At 61.9% G+C, this 17143-nt stretch carries 18 protein-coding genes; 7 read left to right on the top strand and 11 right to left on the bottom strand.

The window, feature by feature from the left end; genetic code table 11:
* Positions 1 to 57 precede the first annotated feature (57 nt).
* Positions 58 to 1530: a carbon starvation protein A gene (locus tag BC443_RS02590; RefSeq protein WP_071230283.1), complete on the bottom strand. Its 1473-nt coding sequence runs from the start codon at positions 1528 to 1530 to the stop codon at positions 58 to 60.
* Positions 1531 to 1761: 231 nt separating this feature from the next.
* On the opposite strand from BC443_RS02590, the gene BC443_RS02585 reads away from it, so the two are divergent.
* From BC443_RS02585 to BC443_RS02570, 4 genes are all read left to right on the top strand, one after another.
* On the top strand, positions 1762 to 2589 hold the full coding sequence (locus BC443_RS02585) for a murein L,D-transpeptidase catalytic domain family protein (RefSeq protein ID WP_247643201.1): 828 nt from the start codon (positions 1762 to 1764) through the stop codon (positions 2587 to 2589).
* 113 nt (positions 2590 to 2702) lie between these two features.
* A complete protein-coding gene (locus BC443_RS02580) occupies positions 2703 to 3815 on the top strand; it encodes a L,D-transpeptidase (protein WP_071230281.1) in 1113 nt (370 codons plus the stop codon).
* A gap of 180 nt (positions 3816 to 3995) precedes the next feature.
* The gene (locus BC443_RS02575; RefSeq protein ID WP_071230280.1) at positions 3996 to 4499 is read left to right on the top strand and encodes a universal stress protein; all 504 of its coding nucleotides are present in this window, start codon (positions 3996 to 3998) and stop codon (positions 4497 to 4499) included.
* 108 nt (positions 4500 to 4607) lie between these two features.
* Positions 4608 to 4877: a DksA/TraR family C4-type zinc finger protein gene (locus BC443_RS02570; protein ID WP_071230279.1), complete on the top strand. Its 270-nt coding sequence runs from the start codon at positions 4608 to 4610 to the stop codon at positions 4875 to 4877.
* Positions 4878 to 4955: 78 nt separating this feature from the next.
* On the opposite strand, the gene BC443_RS02565 is transcribed toward BC443_RS02570, so the two are convergent.
* The gene (locus BC443_RS02565; RefSeq protein WP_247643200.1) at positions 4956 to 5489 is read right to left on the bottom strand and encodes a cation transporter; all 534 of its coding nucleotides are present in this window, start codon (positions 5487 to 5489) and stop codon (positions 4956 to 4958) included.
* Positions 5490 to 5534: 45 nt separating this feature from the next.
* Between BC443_RS02565 and BC443_RS02560 the strand changes: the two genes are divergently transcribed.
* On the top strand, positions 5535 to 5966 hold the full coding sequence (locus tag BC443_RS02560; RefSeq protein ID WP_071230277.1) for a helix-turn-helix domain-containing protein: 432 nt from the start codon (positions 5535 to 5537) through the stop codon (positions 5964 to 5966).
* A 13-nt stretch (positions 5967 to 5979) separates the two neighbouring features.
* The gene (locus BC443_RS02555; RefSeq protein WP_071230276.1) at positions 5980 to 6921 is read left to right on the top strand and encodes a LysR family transcriptional regulator; all 942 of its coding nucleotides are present in this window, start codon (positions 5980 to 5982) and stop codon (positions 6919 to 6921) included.
* Positions 6922 to 6978: 57 nt separating this feature from the next.
* Here the strand turns inward: BC443_RS02555 and nspC are convergent, their stop codons facing one another.
* From nspC to BC443_RS02535, 4 genes are all read right to left on the bottom strand, one after another.
* On the bottom strand, positions 6979 to 8148 hold the full coding sequence (nspC, locus tag BC443_RS02550) for a carboxynorspermidine decarboxylase (protein ID WP_071230275.1): 1170 nt from the start codon (positions 8146 to 8148) through the stop codon (positions 6979 to 6981).
* A gap of 7 nt (positions 8149 to 8155) precedes the next feature.
* Complete coding sequence (locus BC443_RS02545; RefSeq protein WP_071230274.1) at positions 8156 to 9355, bottom strand: saccharopine dehydrogenase family protein; 1200 nt, start codon at positions 9353 to 9355, stop codon at positions 8156 to 8158.
* A 287-nt stretch (positions 9356 to 9642) separates the two neighbouring features.
* A complete protein-coding gene (locus tag BC443_RS02540) occupies positions 9643 to 9966 on the bottom strand; it encodes a YnfA family protein (RefSeq protein ID WP_210766230.1) in 324 nt (107 codons plus the stop codon).
* A 205-nt stretch (positions 9967 to 10171) separates the two neighbouring features.
* Entirely contained in the window at positions 10172 to 10423 is a 252-nt protein-coding gene (locus BC443_RS02535; RefSeq protein ID WP_071230273.1) for a CsbD family protein, read from the bottom strand.
* A gap of 233 nt (positions 10424 to 10656) precedes the next feature.
* Here BC443_RS02535 and BC443_RS02530 point away from each other — a divergent pair, with 233 nt between their 5' ends.
* Positions 10657 to 11628 (top strand): DMT family transporter, encoded by a 972-nt coding sequence (locus tag BC443_RS02530; protein WP_083387177.1) that lies wholly within the window; start codon positions 10657 to 10659, stop codon positions 11626 to 11628.
* Here the strand turns inward: BC443_RS02530 and BC443_RS02525 are convergent.
* The 5 genes from BC443_RS02525 to aceF form a co-directional block, all read right to left on the bottom strand.
* Positions 11570 to 12349: a class I SAM-dependent methyltransferase gene (locus BC443_RS02525; protein WP_071230271.1), complete on the bottom strand. Its 780-nt coding sequence runs from the start codon at positions 12347 to 12349 to the stop codon at positions 11570 to 11572. The two genes, BC443_RS02530 and BC443_RS02525, sit on opposite strands and share 59 nt — an antisense overlap.
* On the bottom strand, positions 12337 to 13134 hold the full coding sequence (locus BC443_RS02520; protein ID WP_071230270.1) for an undecaprenyl-diphosphate phosphatase: 798 nt from the start codon (positions 13132 to 13134) through the stop codon (positions 12337 to 12339). The genes BC443_RS02525 and BC443_RS02520 overlap by 13 nt, the downstream gene beginning before the upstream one ends.
* Before the next feature lie 51 nt (positions 13135 to 13185).
* On the bottom strand, positions 13186 to 13875 hold the full coding sequence (tsaB, locus tag BC443_RS02515; protein ID WP_071230269.1) for a tRNA (adenosine(37)-N6)-threonylcarbamoyltransferase complex dimerization subunit type 1 TsaB: 690 nt from the start codon (positions 13873 to 13875) through the stop codon (positions 13186 to 13188).
* A gap of 116 nt (positions 13876 to 13991) precedes the next feature.
* Entirely contained in the window at positions 13992 to 14648 is a 657-nt protein-coding gene (gene adk / locus BC443_RS02510) for an adenylate kinase (RefSeq protein ID WP_071230268.1), read from the bottom strand.
* A 330-nt stretch (positions 14649 to 14978) separates the two neighbouring features.
* Complete coding sequence (aceF, locus tag BC443_RS02500) at positions 14979 to 17090, bottom strand: dihydrolipoyllysine-residue acetyltransferase (protein ID WP_071230266.1); 2112 nt, start codon at positions 17088 to 17090, stop codon at positions 14979 to 14981.
* Positions 17091 to 17143: the final 53 nt, after the last annotated feature.

Genomic DNA, 17143 nt, shown 5'->3' with positions numbered 1-17143 from the left:
CCAATCAATGGCACGGGCCCGTTTGCTTCAGCCGGTCTGCTGAGACGGCCTGTCGAATCAGTTGGCCGCCAGCGCCTCGGCCGGCTTGCCATCCTTGAAGGTCGGCACTTCCGGTTCGTCGACGGCGAAGAGGCCACCGCTCAGGCGGCGTACGCGCTTCATGAACAGCGCGATGCAGATCAACGTACCGATGGCAGCCACGACGTAACTCATCTGCAGCGACAGGCCGAAACCGATCGGGGCATAGGCGAGATAGGTAAAGGTCGCCATGGTCATGAACGTCGCCGGAATCGACGTGATCAGATGCGGTTTACGCGCCAGCACCAGGTACATGGTCGCAACCCACAGCGCGATGACGGCCGTGGTCTGGTTGGCCCAGGAGAAGTAGCGCCATAGCAGCGTGAAGTCCATGTGCGTCAACCCGTAGGAGACCACGAACAGCGGTGCAGCGATGAGCAGACGCTTCACCAGCGGACGCTGATCGATCTTCAGGTAGTCGGCGATGATCATGCGCGCACTACGAAATGCCGTGTCGCCGGAGGTGATCGGCAGCACGATGACGCCGAGAACCGCCAGCGTACCGCCAATGGCGCCCAGCATGGTGGTGGAAACTTCGCTGACCACCGCCGCCGGGCCGCCAGCCGCCAGCACGTCCGACAGCGACTGATCGCCGTGGAACAGACTCATGGCGGCTGCCGCCCAGATCATCGCGATGACGCCTTCGGTGATCATCATGCCGTAGAAGATCTTGCGGCCATTGCCTTCGTTCTCGGTCGTCCGCGAAATGATCGGCGTCTGGGTAGCGTGGAAGCCCGACAGCGCCCCGCAGGAGATGGTCAGAAACAGCAGCGGGAAGATCGGAGCGCCCTGCGGATGCATGTTCTGGAACGACAGCTCGGGGATCGGCGCGCCAGTGAAGATCATGCCGAGACCGATGCCCAGCGCGCTGAACAGCAGCAGCGCACCGAAGTAGGGATAGATGCGCCCGATGATCTTGTCGATCGGCAGCAGCGTTGCCAGCAGATAGTAGGCGAAGATCACCATGGTGATCAGCGTGATCGACAGCGGCGTCATGTTGGCCAGCAGTGCCGCAGGAGACGTCACGAACACGGTGCCCACCAGCAGCAGCAGCAGGATGGCGAAGCCGTTGACGACGTGCTTCATGACCTTGCCCAGGAACTTGCCGGCCAGTTGCGGCAGATGCGCGCCATGATTGCGGATCGAGATCATGCCCGTCAGATAGTCATGCACCGCGCCGGCGAAGATACAGCCGATCACGATCCAGAAGAACGCCACCGGCCCGTAGAGAGCGCCGAGAATAGGACCGAAAATCGGGCCCACACCAGCAATGTTGAGCAGTTGAATCAACGAGTTGCGCGTCGTGTTCATCGGCACGTAGTCGATGTTGTCGCGCATGGTGAACGCAGGCGTGCGGCGCTTGCGGTCGGTCACGAACACGCGTTCCACGAATTTTCCATACGTGAAGTAGCCCACTATCAATAGCAGGATCGATGCAATGAATGTGATCATCTAGGGTCCCTGGAGCAGAAAGAACGCCTTGTGGGCATTCGGCAGGTGCTTTTATCGGTACGTTTGGCGGACCGATAACGGTCGCGGCTTGGTTATCCGCGCCAATTTACGAAGAAGGCTAAGTAATGACATCTAGACTTTAGTGGCATAACCCCACCTCGCAGTGCTTGCCTGGCTTCGCATCGTCCCGCATGCTGAAGACCCTCCAGCGGCGCGGTTCGTCCTGCTTCGATGATCAATCTCTCTTTTTCGCTATCCCTGCCGACCTCGGTATCCCGATCACTGGCTTCGGTATCCCGCTCGGTTGCCTTGTCCTTCCTGGTAGGCGGCATGGCGTCGATTCTGGCCGCACCCGCGGTCGCGGCGACACCACCAGCCTCATCCGACCTTCTGGCTCGTGCCGACACAGTGTCTCGGCTCACCGCGACATCGCTCGAGCGTCTCGCTCCGGATGCGGCCCCGGATGTCATCGCCCTCGGGCTTGCGACCATGCAGTGCGCGCAGCGCCACGGCGTGGGCGAACAGGCACAGCGCCTCGCGGTCATCGATTACAGCCGTTCTTCGCTGACACCGCGTCTGTGGGTTTTCGACCTGAAGCACGACAAGCTTTTATACCGTGAAGTCGTGGCGCACGGCCAAGGCTCGGGCGGCGATATTCCGGACCGATTCTCCAATGAGGAAGGCTCGCATGCCTCGAGCCTGGGGTTGTTCGTCACTCGCCAGACCTATGAAGGCAAGAACGGCTACTCGCTGCGTCTGGACGGACTGGAACCCGGCTTCAACGACGCCGCCATGAGTCGCGCCATCGTGATCCATGGCGCCGATTACGTCGATCCTGAAAGCGGCGAACGCCAGGGCCGGCTGGGGCGAAGCTGGGGCTGTCCTGCCCTGCGCCCGGATGTCGCTGGTGACGTCATCGATGTTCTCAAGGAAGGCCAGTTCGTCTTCTCCTATTACCCCGAGCGGGAGTGGCTGATGCATTCGGCACTGGCGCAGTGCGCTCAGGCCCGTATCGACGATCGCGAAAGTCCTGACGACACTTTCCTCAGCTCGCGTTGACCCGATTCGCGTCAGCGGATTGCCAGACCGGCTAGCGCGTACGACATTGATAAAGCGTACGACTCGAGAACACGCACGAGATCGAGAAAGAGAAGACCGTTGGGGGAGCCAGCATGTCGCGTCTTGGAACCATACTGCTACTGACCGCCGCCCTGCTGGTCTCGTCAACGAGCTTCGCGGTGCCCTTCTGGGGCGAGAAGCAGTCCAGCCCCGTCGACATACCGGTAGACCACCTCGCGCCGGGCGCCTGGATCTGGGGCGGCGACGACAAGCGCGGCGGGCCAATGGCCGTCATCGTCAGCCTGACCGAACAGCGCGCCTATGTTTATCGCAACGGCATTCTGATCGGTGTGACCACGATCAGCAGTGGTCGCGAAGGCTACGAAACACCGACCGGCGTCTTTACCGTGCTGCAGAAAGACAAGGACCACCGCTCCAATCTCTACGGCAACGCGCCGATGCCCTATCAGCAACGCCTGACCTGGGACGGCGTGGCGCTACATGCCGGTGGCCTGCCGGGTTATCCCGAGTCTCACGGCTGTATTCATCTGCCGAGCGAATTTGCACGCCTGCTGTTCGATGCTTCCAATATCGGCATGACCGTTGTCGTGGCACAGGAGGGCCAGGCGCCCGTCTCCGTCGTTCATCCGGGCCCGTTGAGCCCCATCGATGCCGACACCGGTGCCGATATCGATATGCCGATGCTGGCCAGTGGAAGCAGCTGGCGCTGGGTCATGGATCCGCCCACCCAAGGCCCGGTCTCCATGGTATTGAGCCGCAGCGACCGCATGATCGTGGTCTATCGCAACGGCGTCGAGATCGGACGCTCGCGCGTCGAGCTTGGCCGCCCCGACATCATGACGGGTACCCGTGCCTATATCGTCGAGGGGCATTTCCAGCCCCCGAGCCCGCAGCAGAGCCTTCAAGAGAATGAAGCATATCTGCGTAAGCTACCCCTGCCGACGTGGATTGCGATTGGCGTACCGGGCTACGAAGCTGAAGCCGGCCAGGCGGTGCCGGCCGACATCGTCAATCAGGTGATCGTGCCGGAGGGTTTCAAACGGAAGGTGCTGCCCCTGCTGGAACCGGGCACCGTGCTGGTCGCCACCGACGCTCATCTCACCGCCGAAAGCAGTGGCGAGTCACTGCGCGTCATCGACAGCGTCGGCCCTCGCAGCTGGCTGGACGATGTCGCAACGCAGCGTCATGTCGGCACGGGCCGCTAGGGGCTTCGAGGCCGGTCAAGACGCGTCATGTCGTGCGACATTTATTCACTATGACATTCCTCGTGGATGGCATATGTTGATAGTCGCAAAGCAAGTCGGCGAGCCGCCGCGCGTCGACGATCAGAGACCAGGCGGTACCCGAGCGCTTTCGCTCGACGCTTTCACGACGGTGAGGTGCCCATGTTCAAGTCGCTGCTGGTCCCTATCGATGGTTCCGAGGATTCCCACATCGCGCTCAACGTCGCCTGCCAGTTGGCGGCACCGGTACAGGGGAAGCTGTACCTGTTGAACGTTCGCGATCCCTACCCACAGCTGCACGACGCCGAATTGTTGAGTGTCGAAGCGGCGATCAAGGCTGCCTCGGTAGAGACTGCCAACCGGGAAGGCCGCGCCATTCTCGATGCCGCGCTGGATACCCTCCCTTCCTTCCCCGGCTATAACGGCGAGTTCGATCTCCTCGTCAAGCAGGGGTCGCCAGCGCGCGTTATCGTTTCCGAAGCCGAACGGCTGGGCGTCGATGCCATCGTGATGGGCAGCCGTGGCGTAGGACAGTTCAAAGGCCTGATGATCGGCAGCGTATCGCACAAGGTGACGCACGTTGCCAAGTGTCGCGTCATCTGTGTACATGAGACGCCGCACCAGCATGCCACTCGGGCGACCCATGAGTTCGTCGATGTCGACTGACCCCCGGCGCTACGCGCAGGTATCATGGCGACCTTGCGAAACATGACCCTCTGGCGCCATGGTCGATGAGACCAGAGCGTGCCGACAGGATTCAAAAGGAGAGCATTCATGGCTAGCGGCTGGGCGAAAGATGGCGCAGTGCAGGAGCAGATCGACAGCACCGTCGAAGACGGCATTCAGGAAGCCCGCCAACGACTGCAAAACCACGGCCCCAGCCTGGCGATCTGTGAAGCGTGCGAGGCGCCAATCCCGGAGGCTCGACGTCAGGCGGTACCTGGCGTTCGGCTGTGCATCGCCTGTCAGGCTGAAGCGGACCGCCACCAGACCCATCGCACCAATTACAATCGTCGCGGTAGCAAAGACAGCCAGCTACGTTGACCGCTCCCCGATGGATCGCCGCCTGCACGATTGCCGAAAAAGCTTGCCGGCTCACGCTGGGCAATAAGCCAATATCTGTCAGCGGCAGCACGATGACTGCTGACAGGTATCGCGCTTTGCGACTGATTCGCTCCCCTCACCTTCTGCCTTGACCGCACGAGGCCCGGAAGCACGCCACTCTCGTGATGCCTCGCCAAGCACCCGCCACGCGGAATGCAAAAACAGTCCGGCAATGATCAGGCCGACCACCACGTCCGGCCAGCGCGTCTGGGTTGCACCGACCAGCACCGCTGCAATGATCACGCCCGTGTTGGCGATCAGATCGTTGCGCGAGCAAAGCCAGGTCGAACGCATGTTGATATCGTCGCTGCGAAAGCGATAGAGCATCAAAAAGCAGATGCTGTTCGCCATCAGTGCAATCACCCCGACGACTCCCATCGCCTCTGCGGTGGGTGCGGCGCCCGCTACGCTCTTGTAGATGGCCTCGCCGATCACGGCGACACCGAATATCAGCATGAAGCCGCCCTTCACCAGGCTGGCCGCCGCTCTCTCCAGGGCCAGTTCACTGGATTTGTTTTCGCAGCAGGCATCCATCATTACACTCCCATTCATCACTCCTGATAGGATCGGGGTTATAGTCGCTATAGAGTCAAGCCGATGAATCATGCCTGTGCTACCCCGCCCGAGCCCTACACGATCGGCCAGCTTGCCAGGCTGACCGGTGTGAAAGCGGTCACCATCCGTTACTACGAGAAGGCGGATCTGCTGCCCGCCGCCACGCGTACGGCGTCGGGCTATCGGCTCTATTCGTCGGTCGAACGGGACCGTTTGCGCTTCATCAGGCGCTGTCGTCACCTGGGGCTGGGTCTCGACGACGTCAAAGCGCTGCTGCGTCTCTCGGATGAACGCGAGGCTCCCTGCCACCAGGTGGATGCCATCATCCATCAGCAGCGCGAGCATGTCCGCGACCGCATTCGGGATCTCCAGGCGCTGGAGCAGGAGCTGGATCGTCTGGAAGGAGCCTGTCGGGCCGAGACCATCGGCGAGTGCAAGATCATCGAGTCGCTGTCGCGACCTACCGAGCGCTGAAGGAACCCGCCCCATGCATTTCGATCTTGCTGACCTGCGCATCTTCGTTCATGTCGCCGAAGAGAACAGCCTGACGGCAGGCGCCCAGCGCGCGCATCTCTCGACGGCGGCGGTCAGTGGCCGAATCAAGTCACTCGAGGCGCAACTGGAGAGTCGGCTGTTCTACCGCAGCAGCCAAGGGGTCGAACTGACGCCCGCCGGCGAGCGATTGCTGCAACATGCGCGCCTCATCCTGCGCCAGGTCGAGCGCGTCAAGAGCGAATTTTCCGGCTACGCCAGCGATGCCGTCGGCCATCTGCGGATATTCGCCAACACGACGGCCGTCATCGAGTTCATGCCAGAGGTGCTCGCCGATTTCCTCGCGTCACGCCCCGGTATCACCGTGGACCTGCAGGAGCGCCTGACCAACGACATCATTCGCGGCGTTCTCGACGGCACCGCCGACATGGGTATTCTCGGCATCATGGTCGGTGTCGACGTGCCCTCGCGGCTGAAGACCCTGCCGTTCAGCCGGGACAGGCTGGTACTGGCGACCCCGCTCGACCACCCCCTGGCCGAGCGAGAGGAAATCACCTACGAAGACGCCCTGGACTACCCGCATGTCACGCTGCATGAAGGCAGCACGCTCTTCCACTACCTGGAAAGCAAGGCGCTGGAGTTCGGCAAGCCGCTGCCGGTCAGGATTCAGGTGTTCGGTTTCGAATCGGCGTGCCGCATGATCGAGGCCGGCGTCGGCGTCGGGATTCTCCCGGAATCCTGTGCCTTGCGCTATCGGGACCACATGCGACTGAGCGTGCGCCACTTGAGTGACGCCTGGGCGTACCGGGAACGCAGCGTGCTGATCCGCGAAGATCATGTTCTACCCAGCTTTGGCCAGGAGCTGCTGGATATCATCACACAGTACCAGTCATCTCCGCCGCTCGCGGCGGCGCAACACGCGCCCGTCCAGCCATGAAAAAACGCCCCGCATTTCAGGTGCGAGGCGTCGGTACGGCGTGCCGTTCGTTCGAGATCAACTCAGCCGCTGCATGTAGTCCACGTAGCCGAAGGTCTTGACCGTGCGAATCTCCCGGCTCTTTTCGTCGATCCGGCAGATCGACGGTAACCGGATACCGTTGAACGTCGTGGTCTTGACCATGGTGTAGTGCGCCATGTCGGTGAAGACCAAGCGATCGCCAATCTCGAGCGGCGCATCGAACGCGTAATCGCCGATCACGTCGCCGGCCAGGCAGGTCGTGCCGCCCAGGCGATAGGTGTGGGCCTTCTCGCCAGGTTTGGCGGCACCGATGATTTCCGGCCGATACGGCATCTCCAGCACGTCGGGCATATGCGCCGTCGCCGAGGTGTCCAGAATCGCGATGGGGCCGTCGTTCTCGACGATATCCAGCACGGTGCAGACGAGATAACCCGTGTTGAGGGCGATCGCTTCACCCGGCTCGAGATAGACCTCCAGATGCGGATAACGCGACCGGAACTCGCGAATCACCCGTACCAGCCGCTCGACATCGTAGTCGGCACGCGTGATGTGGTGGCCGCCGCCGAAGTTTACCCAGCGAAGTCCGCCCAGATACTGCCCGAACCTGGCCTCGAACGCCGCCAGCGTCTCTTCCAGCGCATCGCTGTTCTGCTCGCACAGGGCGTGAAAATGCAGCCCCTCCAGCCCGACGAGATCTTCCGGGGAGAGATCCGCCGCCCGCGTGCCCAGACGCGAGCCCGCAGCACAGGGATCGTAGAGCGCGACCTCGCCGGTGGAGTGCTCGGGATTGACGCGCAGCCCGCACGATACCTTGCGCGGCGCCGCTTGCACGGTTTCGCGGAAATGGCGCCACTGACGCGGCGAATTGAAGCTGAGATGATCGGCGTAACGCAGCACCACGTCCATTTCCGGCGCGGTAAACGCCGGAGAATAGACATGCACCTCGCCGCCGAACGTCTCGGCGCCGAGGCGGGCCTCGTCCTGCCCACTGGCGGTGGTCCCGACCAGATACTGGCTGACCAGCGGGAAGGTGTTCCACATGGCGAACCCCTTCAGCGCCAGCAGGATCTTGGCGCCACTGTCGGCCTGCACCCGGCCCAGCAGCTCCAGATTGCGGCGCAGCAAGGCGTCGTCGACCACGTAGGCCGGTGACGGGCAAGCGCTAATGTCGAAGGGATAGCCTTCGGCCTTGGAAATGTCAGTCATCTCGTGCTCAGGCCAGCGGGTCTTGGTCGGGGTCGAGCTCGACCATCTGCCACGGCAGCCCCATCTCGCCGATGCGCTCCATGAACGGGTCGGGGTCGAGCTGTTCGACGTTGAACACGCCCTCGCCTTTCCAGATGCCTTGCAGCATCAGCATCGCGCCCGTCACCGCCGGCACGCCGGTGGTGTAGGAGATCGCCTGGGATTTGACTTCCTCGTAGCACTTCTCGTGATCGCAGATATTGTAGATGTACACCTTGCGACGCTTGCCATCCTTGATGCCGTCGAGGATGACGCCGATGTTGGTCTTGCCCTTGGTGCGCGGGCCGAGCGACGCCGGATCCGGCAGTACCTGCTTGAGGAATTGCAGCGGAGAGATCTCGACGCCATCGACCTTGATCGGTTCGATGCTGGTCATGCCGACGTTCTCGAGCACCTTCAGATGCGTGATGTACTTCTCGGAAAAGGTCATCCAGAACCGAATGCGTTCCAGTCCCTTGATGTTCTGGGACAGCGATTCGAGCTCTTCGTGATAGAGCAGATACATGTCCTTCTCGCCGATGCCGTCGAAGTCGAACTTGCGCTTCTCGGCCAGCGGCGCGGTCTCGATCCATTCGCCTTTTTCCCAGTAACGGCCATTCGCGGTGATCTCGCGAATATTGATCTCCGGGTTGAAGTTGGTCGCGAACGGATAGCCATGATCGCCACCGTTGGCATCCAGAATGTCGATGCGATGGATCTCGTCGAACAGGTTCTTCTGACCATAGGCGCAGTAGATGTTGGTCATGCCCGGATCGAAGCCGCAGCCCAGCGTGGCCATCACGCCCGCCTTGGCATAGCGATCCTGGAACGCCCACTGCTCCTTGTATTCGAACTTGGCCTCGTCCGGATGCTCGTAGTTGGCGGTATCCAGATACGGCACGCCAGTCTGCAGGCAGGCTTCCATGATGGTCAGGTCCTGATACGGCAGGGCCACATGGATCAGAATGTCCGGCTTGAACGACTCGATCAGCGCGACCAGGGCTTCGACGCTGTCGGCATCGACCTGGGCGGTCTGGATCGGACGCGGCAACTGCTCGGCGATCGCCTTGCACTTGGCTTCGTTGCGGCTGGCAAGACAGATCTCGCTGAACACCTCGGGATGCTGTGCACACTTATGGGTCACGACACCACCGACGCCGCCGGCACCAACAATCAGGACTTTGCTCATGAATTCCTTCCAGATCGGGAAAAGTCAACAGTGATAAGGTCTTATCGGTAGTGGTCAAGGGCTTGTCAAATAAGTGGGCAACTCTTCAGCGCACCCCGACCCGATGCCACCCCGGTCTTGGTCCCCCGCCCGATCCACGGGGGACCGTCGAGAGGCCGCAGATAATGACCTCGTCAGAGACTGGCCTCAAGACTTTTTCGCGTCAAATGTCAGCGGATTTTAGTGGCGGCTCGTGACCACCGTATTGAGCGCCAACGTCGGGGCAATGCCATGCCTCCCGGCGCCTCTCAACCACGCGGCCCGAACAGTATGACACCTGCGCCGACCAGACAGATCGTCGCACCGGCCACGTCCCACCGATCGGGCATGCGCTGTTCGACAACCCATAGCCACAATAGCGACGTGAGTATATAGACGCCGCCATAGGCGGCATAAGCGCGGCCGGCGTAGTCGCTATCCACCAGGGTCAAGAGCCAGGCGAACAGCATCAGGCTCATGACGCCGGGAACCATCCACAGGGGCGATCGATCCAGCCGCCACCATGCCCAGAAGGCGAAACAGCCGGCGATTTCTGCCACTGCCGCGGCGAGATAAAGGAGTGGGGTCAACACAGCGAACGGCCCATGTGGTAACGAGCAAGACACTTTCCAGTCTCATTCACGATCCTGCAAGCTCCGTTGGCTGGTGTACCGATAGCGAAAAGCTCGCGCGTCGTTGCCCGTTTCAAGCGACGAGTGCACGATGAACTCAAACGGCGACCCCGGCCTGGCGCCGGGGTCGAAAGCCATCTGTTGGCAAACCATTCGGGGGCAGGTCTCAACGTCGACCGAGAAGAATCCCCAGAAAGACGCCCACGCCGCCAGCAATCGCCAACGCGCTGATCGGGTTCTTGACGGTAGCTTCACGGACTTCGTCGAGCTTCTCGCCGTAATTGGCCTGCAACTTCCCCGCAGTCTGGCGTGCCTTGCCCTCGTGACGCAGGTCGTCATCTTCGGTGAAGCTGCCGACAGCTTCCTGAGCATGGCCCTTGAGCTCTTCGGTGCGTCCTTTCACTTGATCTTCGTACATCTCGGCTCCTTGATCACGGTTATTGCAGCGGAGTCGTTCCGCTGATCCTTGAGCATAGTTGTCTTGCGGGATCTCGACAAAATTCTCCGATCGGCAATGAACCGTTCTCCGACCGCGTCGTGTCGGCAAACCCGATTACGCACCCATTGCCAGACACCAATGCCGAAAACGACCAGACAGCGACGGACGACCCGGTTACGCTAGCCGCGATCACGTTCGGAGACCCTTTCGACATGCCATTATCATCGCTTGGCCGCCTGCTGCTGCTATCCGCTCTATGGGGCGCCAGCTTTCTGTTCATGCGTATCGCAACGCCAGCACTAGGGGCGTTCCCGACCGCCTTCTTTCGGGTGTTCCTGGGGACGCTGGGACTGGTGATGATCCTGGTGCTCCTGCGCACGAGCTGGCGCTTCGACGGCAAGTTCAAGGCAACGCTGGCGATCGGCATGATCAATTCCGGCATCCCGTTTGGCATGTTCTGCATTGCGGCGCAGTATCTGCCCGCCGGCTATTCAGCGATGCTCAACGCCTCGACACCGTTGATGGGTGTCGTTATCGGCGCCATCCATTTTCATGAACCACTGACACGAGATCGACTGATCGGGGTTGCGGCGGGAATGCTTGGCGTCGGTGTGCTGGTGGGCACCGGCCCGGTGGCGATCAGTGGTGGACTGGTGATCGGCGCTGGGGCCTGCCTGGTGGCGGCCGGCTGCTACGGACTCAGCGGGTTCCTGGTGAAAGGCTGGATCGCGCAGCGAGGCGGCCTCGACTCCCGCCTGATCGCCCTGGGATCGCAGCTTGGTGCCACACTGCTGCTGAGCCCTTTCATGGTCGCGCAGTTATGGCTGGACGACAGTACACGCCTCTGGTCGTCGGCCAACGTCTGGTGGGCCGTCGTGGCGCTGGGCCTTGCCTGCACCTCTTTGGCCTACCTGCTCTACTTCCGGCTCGTCGAAGCGCTGGGGCCGATCAAGCCGTTGACGGTCACCATGCTGGTGCCGATGTTCGGGGTATTGTGGGGCACGCTCTTTCTCGGCGAGCAGGTCACCTGGGCTCATGCTGTCGGCGGTCTGTTCATCGGGATCGCGCTCTGGCTGATCCTGTTCAAGCGTCATCGGAGCCAGCCGGACTCGCCCGAGCCGGGCCTCAAGATTTCAGTGAACGATGCACATAGAGGTCATAGCGACTCGTCTTCCCCTCGATGACGTGCTGCGGCGGCGGCCCCTCGATGGGAGGCGCCTTGCGGGGGCGCTTGACCACCACGCGATGCGTGGCGACATCCAGCGCCGCTTCCAGCAAGCGCGGAGCGTCGTCGTCATCCCCGGCCAGTTCGCGAAAGACGCGCATCTCTTTCTTGACCAGCGCCGACTTCTCGCGATGCGGAAACATCGGATCGAGATGCACGACCTGGGGAGCGTGCGGCCAGTCGCGCACCGCCTCCGCCAGCGCCATTGCGCTATCGGCGTGCCGTAGCGATAGACGCCCGGCGATCTCGGCGACTTCCTCGTCAGCCTTTGCCTGCGTCAATGCGGCATCCAGCAGGGCGTGAACCGCCGCCACGCGCTCGATCATCAAAACCTCGGCTCCCAGGGATGCCAGCACGAAAGCGTCCCGCCCAAGGCCGGCGGTGGCATCGACGATCCGGGGCACCACGCCCTTGCCGAAACCACATGCCTTGGCGACGAGCTGGCCGCGACCGCCACCGAAGCGGCGGCGATGGGCGGCTGCACCGGAGACGAAATCCGCGCGTATCGGATGGCCATAGCGCTTGGGGTTGCCAGCGATCTCCAGGCCATGCTCGGCGCGCTGCAAGGCCAGCCCGCTCTCCGGCGCCGACGGCGCCCAGGGCAGCCCATAGCGTTCGGCCAGGTCGGTCAGCGACTCGCCAACCACGACCAACGGCACGTTGCCGCTCACGTCGCCCATACGAACAGCGCGACCCCGAGCAATAGGCGGTAGATCACGAACGGCATCATGCCGATCCTGTCCAGCGCGGCTAGGAAAAGCTTGATGCAGACCCAGGCGGCCATGAACGACAATGCCACGCCGAGCAGAATTTCATGCCATTGGGTTGGCGTACCGGACTGTACCAGTTCGAGCCCCTTGAGCGACCCGGCCGCCAGAATCAGCGGGATCGAGAGAAGGAACGAGAAACGTGCCGCGTCCTGACGGGTGAAACCGAGCATCAGCGCGGCAGTCATGGTGATGCCCGAACGCGAAGTGCCGGGAATCAGGGCGATGGCCTGAGCCAGTCCGATCAGCAGCGCGGTCTTGAGCGTCATCTTCTCGATCGGTCGTACCCGGCTGCCGCGCTTGTCGGCAATCCCCAGCAGCACGCCGAAAACGATCGTCGTCGTGGCGATGACCAGCACCGATCGCCCTGCGCTCTCGACCCAATCCTCGATCAGCAGACCGATGATCACCGCCGGAACGGTTGCGACGATGACCGCCCATCCCAGACGGCTTTCGGGCGTCTGCCCACGCTCGCCGAACTGGGTGAACCAGGCGTGGAGGATACGCCAGATCTCCTGACGAAAAGCGAACAGCACGGCGCCCAGAGAACCGATATGGACGGCGACATCGAAGGCCAGCCCCTGATCGGACCAACCAAACAGCTGAGACGGTAAAATGAGATGAGCGGAGGAGGAAATGGGCAAAAATTCCGTCAAGCCCTGGATGATGGCAAGCACTGCCAGTTGAAAAGCATCCATTATCTTTCGATATCCTTGTACGAAGAGGCCATTCAAATGGGCCTCGAACTGTCACGCCTTACGCCACGCGACCTCATCGCGCAGATAGACGGGAATGACCTCGTGAGGCGCACTGCCTCGCGCGCCACGCTCCCATGACGTGGCAGCCAGACGAACGAGATCCTCCGCCGCCGGTAGTTCGTCGGGGAGGGTTTGCGCCAGTGCAGCCTGTACATCGACAGGGATGCCGGACAAAAGTTGCCAACCGCTGCCTATCCCCAACCACTCGATGGCATGGTCGGTCTTGGGCAGCCGCAGCTGCGAAGGCGGCATGACTCGCTCCTCGAGGGCAACGGTCAGAACGCCATCGAGGCAGTGATAAGCGCCCACATAGATCTCGTCCATGCGGGCGTCGAGTGCCGCGATCACATGACGGGCGTGCCATTTGCGATGGGCCGCCAGCGCCAGCGCCTCCAGGGTCGAGATGCCCATCAGCGGCAGGTCGGCACCGTAGGCGAGCCCCTGAGCGATGCCGGCAGCAATCCGCAGGCCAGTGAACGAGCCCGGCCCCTGCCCATACGCAATAGCGTCGAGCTGACCGAGCGACACCCCCGCTTCCGCCAGCACCTCGTCGACCATCGGCAACAACAGGCGCGTATGCTCGCGCGGGGCGATTTCGAAACGCTGAACGATGAGCTGGTCCCGAATCAGCGCACAGGAACAGGCAGTGGAAGAGGCGTCCAGCGCCAGTAACGTCGGCATCGGCTTCTCGGAGGGTGGCAGCAAAAAGAAGTCGGCGAGTATATCGCCATCAGGAGATCAAAACGATCGCTCCGCCAGAAGGCGGAGCGAAAGACAGACGATCATGCGTTCGTCTCTCAGGATTCCAGTGCGGCAAGCACCTGATCGCGAATCTCGTCGACGCTGCCGACACCCGCGATGCGATGATAGGCCGGCGCGGCTTCGGCATCCTTCGCCGCCCACTCCTGGTAATAGCCGATCAGCGGTTCGGTCTGATCGTGATAGACGGAGAGACGATGACGCACGGTCTTTTCGCTGTCGTCGTCGCGCTGGATCAGCGGTTCGCCGGTCACGTCATCCTTGCCCTCTTCCTGGGGCGGCTTGTAGTCGACGTGATAGACACGGCCGGAGTCGGGATGAACGCGACGCCCGGAGAGACGATTGACGATCTCCTCGTCGTCGACGGCGATTTCCACCACATGGTCTAGCTTGATGCCGGCATCCTTCATCGCATCCGCCTGCGGCAGGGTGCGCGGGAAGCCGTCGAACAGAAAACCGTTGGCACAGTCGGGCTGCGCAATGCGTTCCTTGACCAAGGCGATGATCAGATCGTCCGACACCAGGCCGCCGCTGTTCATCGTCTCCTTGACCTTGAGCCCCAGCTCGCTGCCTTCCTTCACCGCGGCGCGCAGCATGTCGCCGGTGGAAATCTGCGGGATGTGGAAATGCTCGCAGATGAACTGGGCTTGGGTACCCTTGCCAGCGCCAGGGGCGCCCAAGAGGATCAAACGCATTGATACAGCTCCTTGAAGTGAAGAATGGTATCGATTTTCAGACCGGCAGCGGCGTTAAAGGCGCAACGCAGACGACACTGTCAATGGCTCAAGACGATACCTGCCGATCGGTTGGCGCACAAGACTCGCTTGGCCTAACACACTGTCGACACGGCGGTATGACAGAGTGCATCGACGAATTCCACCCTATCGATGTTCGCGCCGCTATCCACGAAAAATGCCAATGGCCCACGAAAAATGCCAATGGCCCGCGAAAAGCGCCAATGGCCCACGAAAAACGCCAACGGCCCCCGAAGGAGCCGTTGGCGTTCGATGAATCCGCTCGCTGAATCAGACCAGCATACGGCGGATATCGGACAGCACCTGCGCCAGGAAGGCGGTAAAGCGTGCCGCATCGGCACCGTTGACCGCCCGGTGGTCATAGGAGAGCGACAGCGGCAGCATCAGCCGCGGCGCGAACTCGCTGCCATTCCAGACCGGCTTCATCGACGACTTGGAGACACCCAGAATCGCCACTTCAGGCGTGTTGACGATCGGCGTGAAGGCCGTGCCCCCGATCGAGCCCAGGCTCGAGATGGTGAAGCTGGCACCGCTCATCTCCTCGCGAGACAGCTTCTTGTTCTGGGCCTTCTTCGCCAGCTCGACCGACTCCTTGGCCAGGTCGATCAGCGACTTCTTGTCGGCGTCGCGAATCACCGGCACCATCAGGCCATCCGGCGTATCGACCGCCACGCCGATGTGCACGTAATGCTTGATGATCAGCTTGTCGCCGTCCGGATGCAGGCTCGAGTTGAACTGCGGGAACTTGCGCAGCGCATAGGCACACGCCTTGATCATGAACGGCAGCGGCGTCAGCTTGGCACCCTGAGACTCCGCCTCGGCCTTCATCGACTTGCGGAAAGCCTCGAGCTCGGTGATGTCCGCTTCGTCGAACTGCGTGACGTGCGGCACATTGAGCCAGCTGCGATGCAGGTTGTTGGCACCTGCCTTCATCAGACGACTCATCGGCTTCTCTTCGATCTCGCCGAACTGGCTGAAATCGATCGCCGGCACCTGCGGAATGCCCGCCCCACCGGTGGCCGCTGCAGGCGCAGCACCGCCGCCGCTCTTGCGCTGCTTCATCACCTGCTTGACGAAGCCATCGACATCATCCTTCAGGATGCGGCCCTTGGGACCGGAACCCTTGACTTCGCTGAGTTCGACGCCCAGCTCGCGAGCGAGTTTGCGCACGGCCGGTCCCGCGTGAACGTGAGCGCCTTCGGTCTTGTCGTCACCATGCTTGTGACGGGCTTCCGGGCTCGGTTCACCGCTGACGTCCTTCTGCGGCTTGGCGTCGGACTGCTTGCCGGCGTCGGATTTGGCCGGGGCCGGCTTCGATTCACCGCCCTTCTTGGCACCGCTTTCGGCCGGCTTCTTCGCCGGCTTCTTGGCGCCCGCCCCCGGAGCGCCGGCCACCTCGACATAGCCGATCAGGTCGCCTTCCGAGACGCTGTCGCCTTCCTTGACCGACACTTCGACGACCTTGCCCTTGTAAGGGCTCGGCACGTCCATGGAGGCCTTGTCGGACTCCAGCGTGATCAAGGTGTCTTCTTCGTTGATCTCGTCGCCTTCGCTGATCGCGACCTCGATGATCTCGACGCCTTCGCTGCCACCGATGTCAGGGACGCGAATTTCCTTGCGGCCACCTTCGTCACCGCCTTCTTCTTCGCCCTGATCTTCGGCGTCCTGTTCCGCGCTGCCCTGTTCCTCGGAACCGTCGGTGCTATCGGATTCCTCTGTCGAGGCAGTTTGGTCGGCGTCGTCTTCATCGTCGCCTTCGCCGGCGATTTCCATGGTGCCGATCAGGTCGCCCTCGGAGACGCTATCGCCTTCCTTGACCGACAGCGAAACGATCTTGCCGCTGTAGGGGCTCGGCACGTCCATGGAGGCCTTGTCGGACTCCAGCGTGATCAAGGTGTCTTCTTCGCTGATCTCGTCGCCTTCGCTGACGGCGACTTCGATGATCTCGACACCTTCGCTGCCACCGATGTCCGGCACCTTGATCTCGACGGTACGCTTGCCGCCGCCGGAAGACTTTTTCGACTTTCCGTGCGGCCTTTCCGATTTCTCGGCTTCGCCGCTGGCATCGTCGGTTTCGGCTTCTTCGGCACTCTTGCCGGAGGACGCTTCTTCGGCGTCGTCCTGGCCAGCGTCGTCACCCTCACCTTCCGCTTCGAGTTCGAGGATGTCGTCGCCTTCGGAGACGGTGTCGCCTTCCTTCACCAGAATCTTGACGACCTTGCCACCTTTCGGCGCGGGAACGTCCATGCTGGCCTTGTCGGATTCCAGCGTGATCATGGTGTCTTCGGCGGAGATGACATCGCCGACGCTCACCGCGATCTCGATGATTTCGACATCGTCGCTGCCGCCGATGTCGGGAACTTTGATGATTTCGCTACTCAAGGTCGCGCTCCTTTATCATCTGTCGACCTGCCCGGGGGCAGGTCGACTCACTC

Origin of the sequence: Salinicola sp. MIT1003 (assembly GCF_001858555.1) — a bacterium.
Taxonomy (GTDB): Bacteria; Pseudomonadota; Gammaproteobacteria; order Pseudomonadales; family Halomonadaceae; genus Salinicola; species Salinicola salarius.
The sequence above is the reverse complement of the archived record's forward strand: the minus strand, read 5'-3'. Positions and strand labels throughout refer to the sequence as shown.

What these genes read in the sequence shown, in the direction of transcription:
- BC443_RS02565 (WP_247643200.1), bottom strand. Translation starts at nt 5,489, where the DNA reads ATGAATGGGAGTGTAATGATGGATGCCTGCTGCGAAAACAAATCCAGT.
- BC443_RS02535 (WP_071230273.1), bottom strand. Translation starts at nt 10,423, where the DNA reads ATGTACGAAGATCAAGTGAAAGGACGCACCGAAGAGCTCAAGGGCCAT.
- BC443_RS02545 (WP_071230274.1), bottom strand. Translation starts at nt 9,355, where the DNA reads ATGAGCAAAGTCCTGATTGTTGGTGCCGGCGGCGTCGGTGGTGTCGTG.
- BC443_RS02580 (WP_071230281.1), top strand. Translation starts at nt 2,703, where the DNA reads ATGTCGCGTCTTGGAACCATACTGCTACTGACCGCCGCCCTGCTGGTC.
- BC443_RS02575 (WP_071230280.1), top strand. Translation starts at nt 3,996, where the DNA reads ATGTTCAAGTCGCTGCTGGTCCCTATCGATGGTTCCGAGGATTCCCAC.
- adk (WP_071230268.1), bottom strand. Translation starts at nt 14,648, where the DNA reads ATGCGTTTGATCCTCTTGGGCGCCCCTGGCGCTGGCAAGGGTACCCAA.
- tsaB (WP_071230269.1), bottom strand. Translation starts at nt 13,875, where the DNA reads ATGCCGACGTTACTGGCGCTGGACGCCTCTTCCACTGCCTGTTCCTGT.
- BC443_RS02555 (WP_071230276.1), top strand. Translation starts at nt 5,980, where the DNA reads ATGCATTTCGATCTTGCTGACCTGCGCATCTTCGTTCATGTCGCCGAA.
- nspC (WP_071230275.1), bottom strand. Translation starts at nt 8,148, where the DNA reads ATGACTGACATTTCCAAGGCCGAAGGCTATCCCTTCGACATTAGCGCT.
- BC443_RS02590 (WP_071230283.1), bottom strand. Translation starts at nt 1,530, where the DNA reads ATGATCACATTCATTGCATCGATCCTGCTATTGATAGTGGGCTACTTC.
- BC443_RS02525 (WP_071230271.1), bottom strand. Translation starts at nt 12,349, where the DNA reads ATGGGCGACGTGAGCGGCAACGTGCCGTTGGTCGTGGTTGGCGAGTCG.
- BC443_RS02520 (WP_071230270.1), bottom strand. Translation starts at nt 13,134, where the DNA reads ATGGATGCTTTTCAACTGGCAGTGCTTGCCATCATCCAGGGCTTGACG.
- BC443_RS02530 (WP_083387177.1), top strand. Translation starts at nt 10,657, where the DNA reads ATGCCATTATCATCGCTTGGCCGCCTGCTGCTGCTATCCGCTCTATGG.
- BC443_RS02560 (WP_071230277.1), top strand. Translation starts at nt 5,535, where the DNA reads ATGAATCATGCCTGTGCTACCCCGCCCGAGCCCTACACGATCGGCCAG.
- BC443_RS02570 (WP_071230279.1), top strand. Translation starts at nt 4,608, where the DNA reads ATGGCTAGCGGCTGGGCGAAAGATGGCGCAGTGCAGGAGCAGATCGAC.
- BC443_RS02585 (WP_247643201.1), top strand. Translation starts at nt 1,762, where the DNA reads ATGATCAATCTCTCTTTTTCGCTATCCCTGCCGACCTCGGTATCCCGA.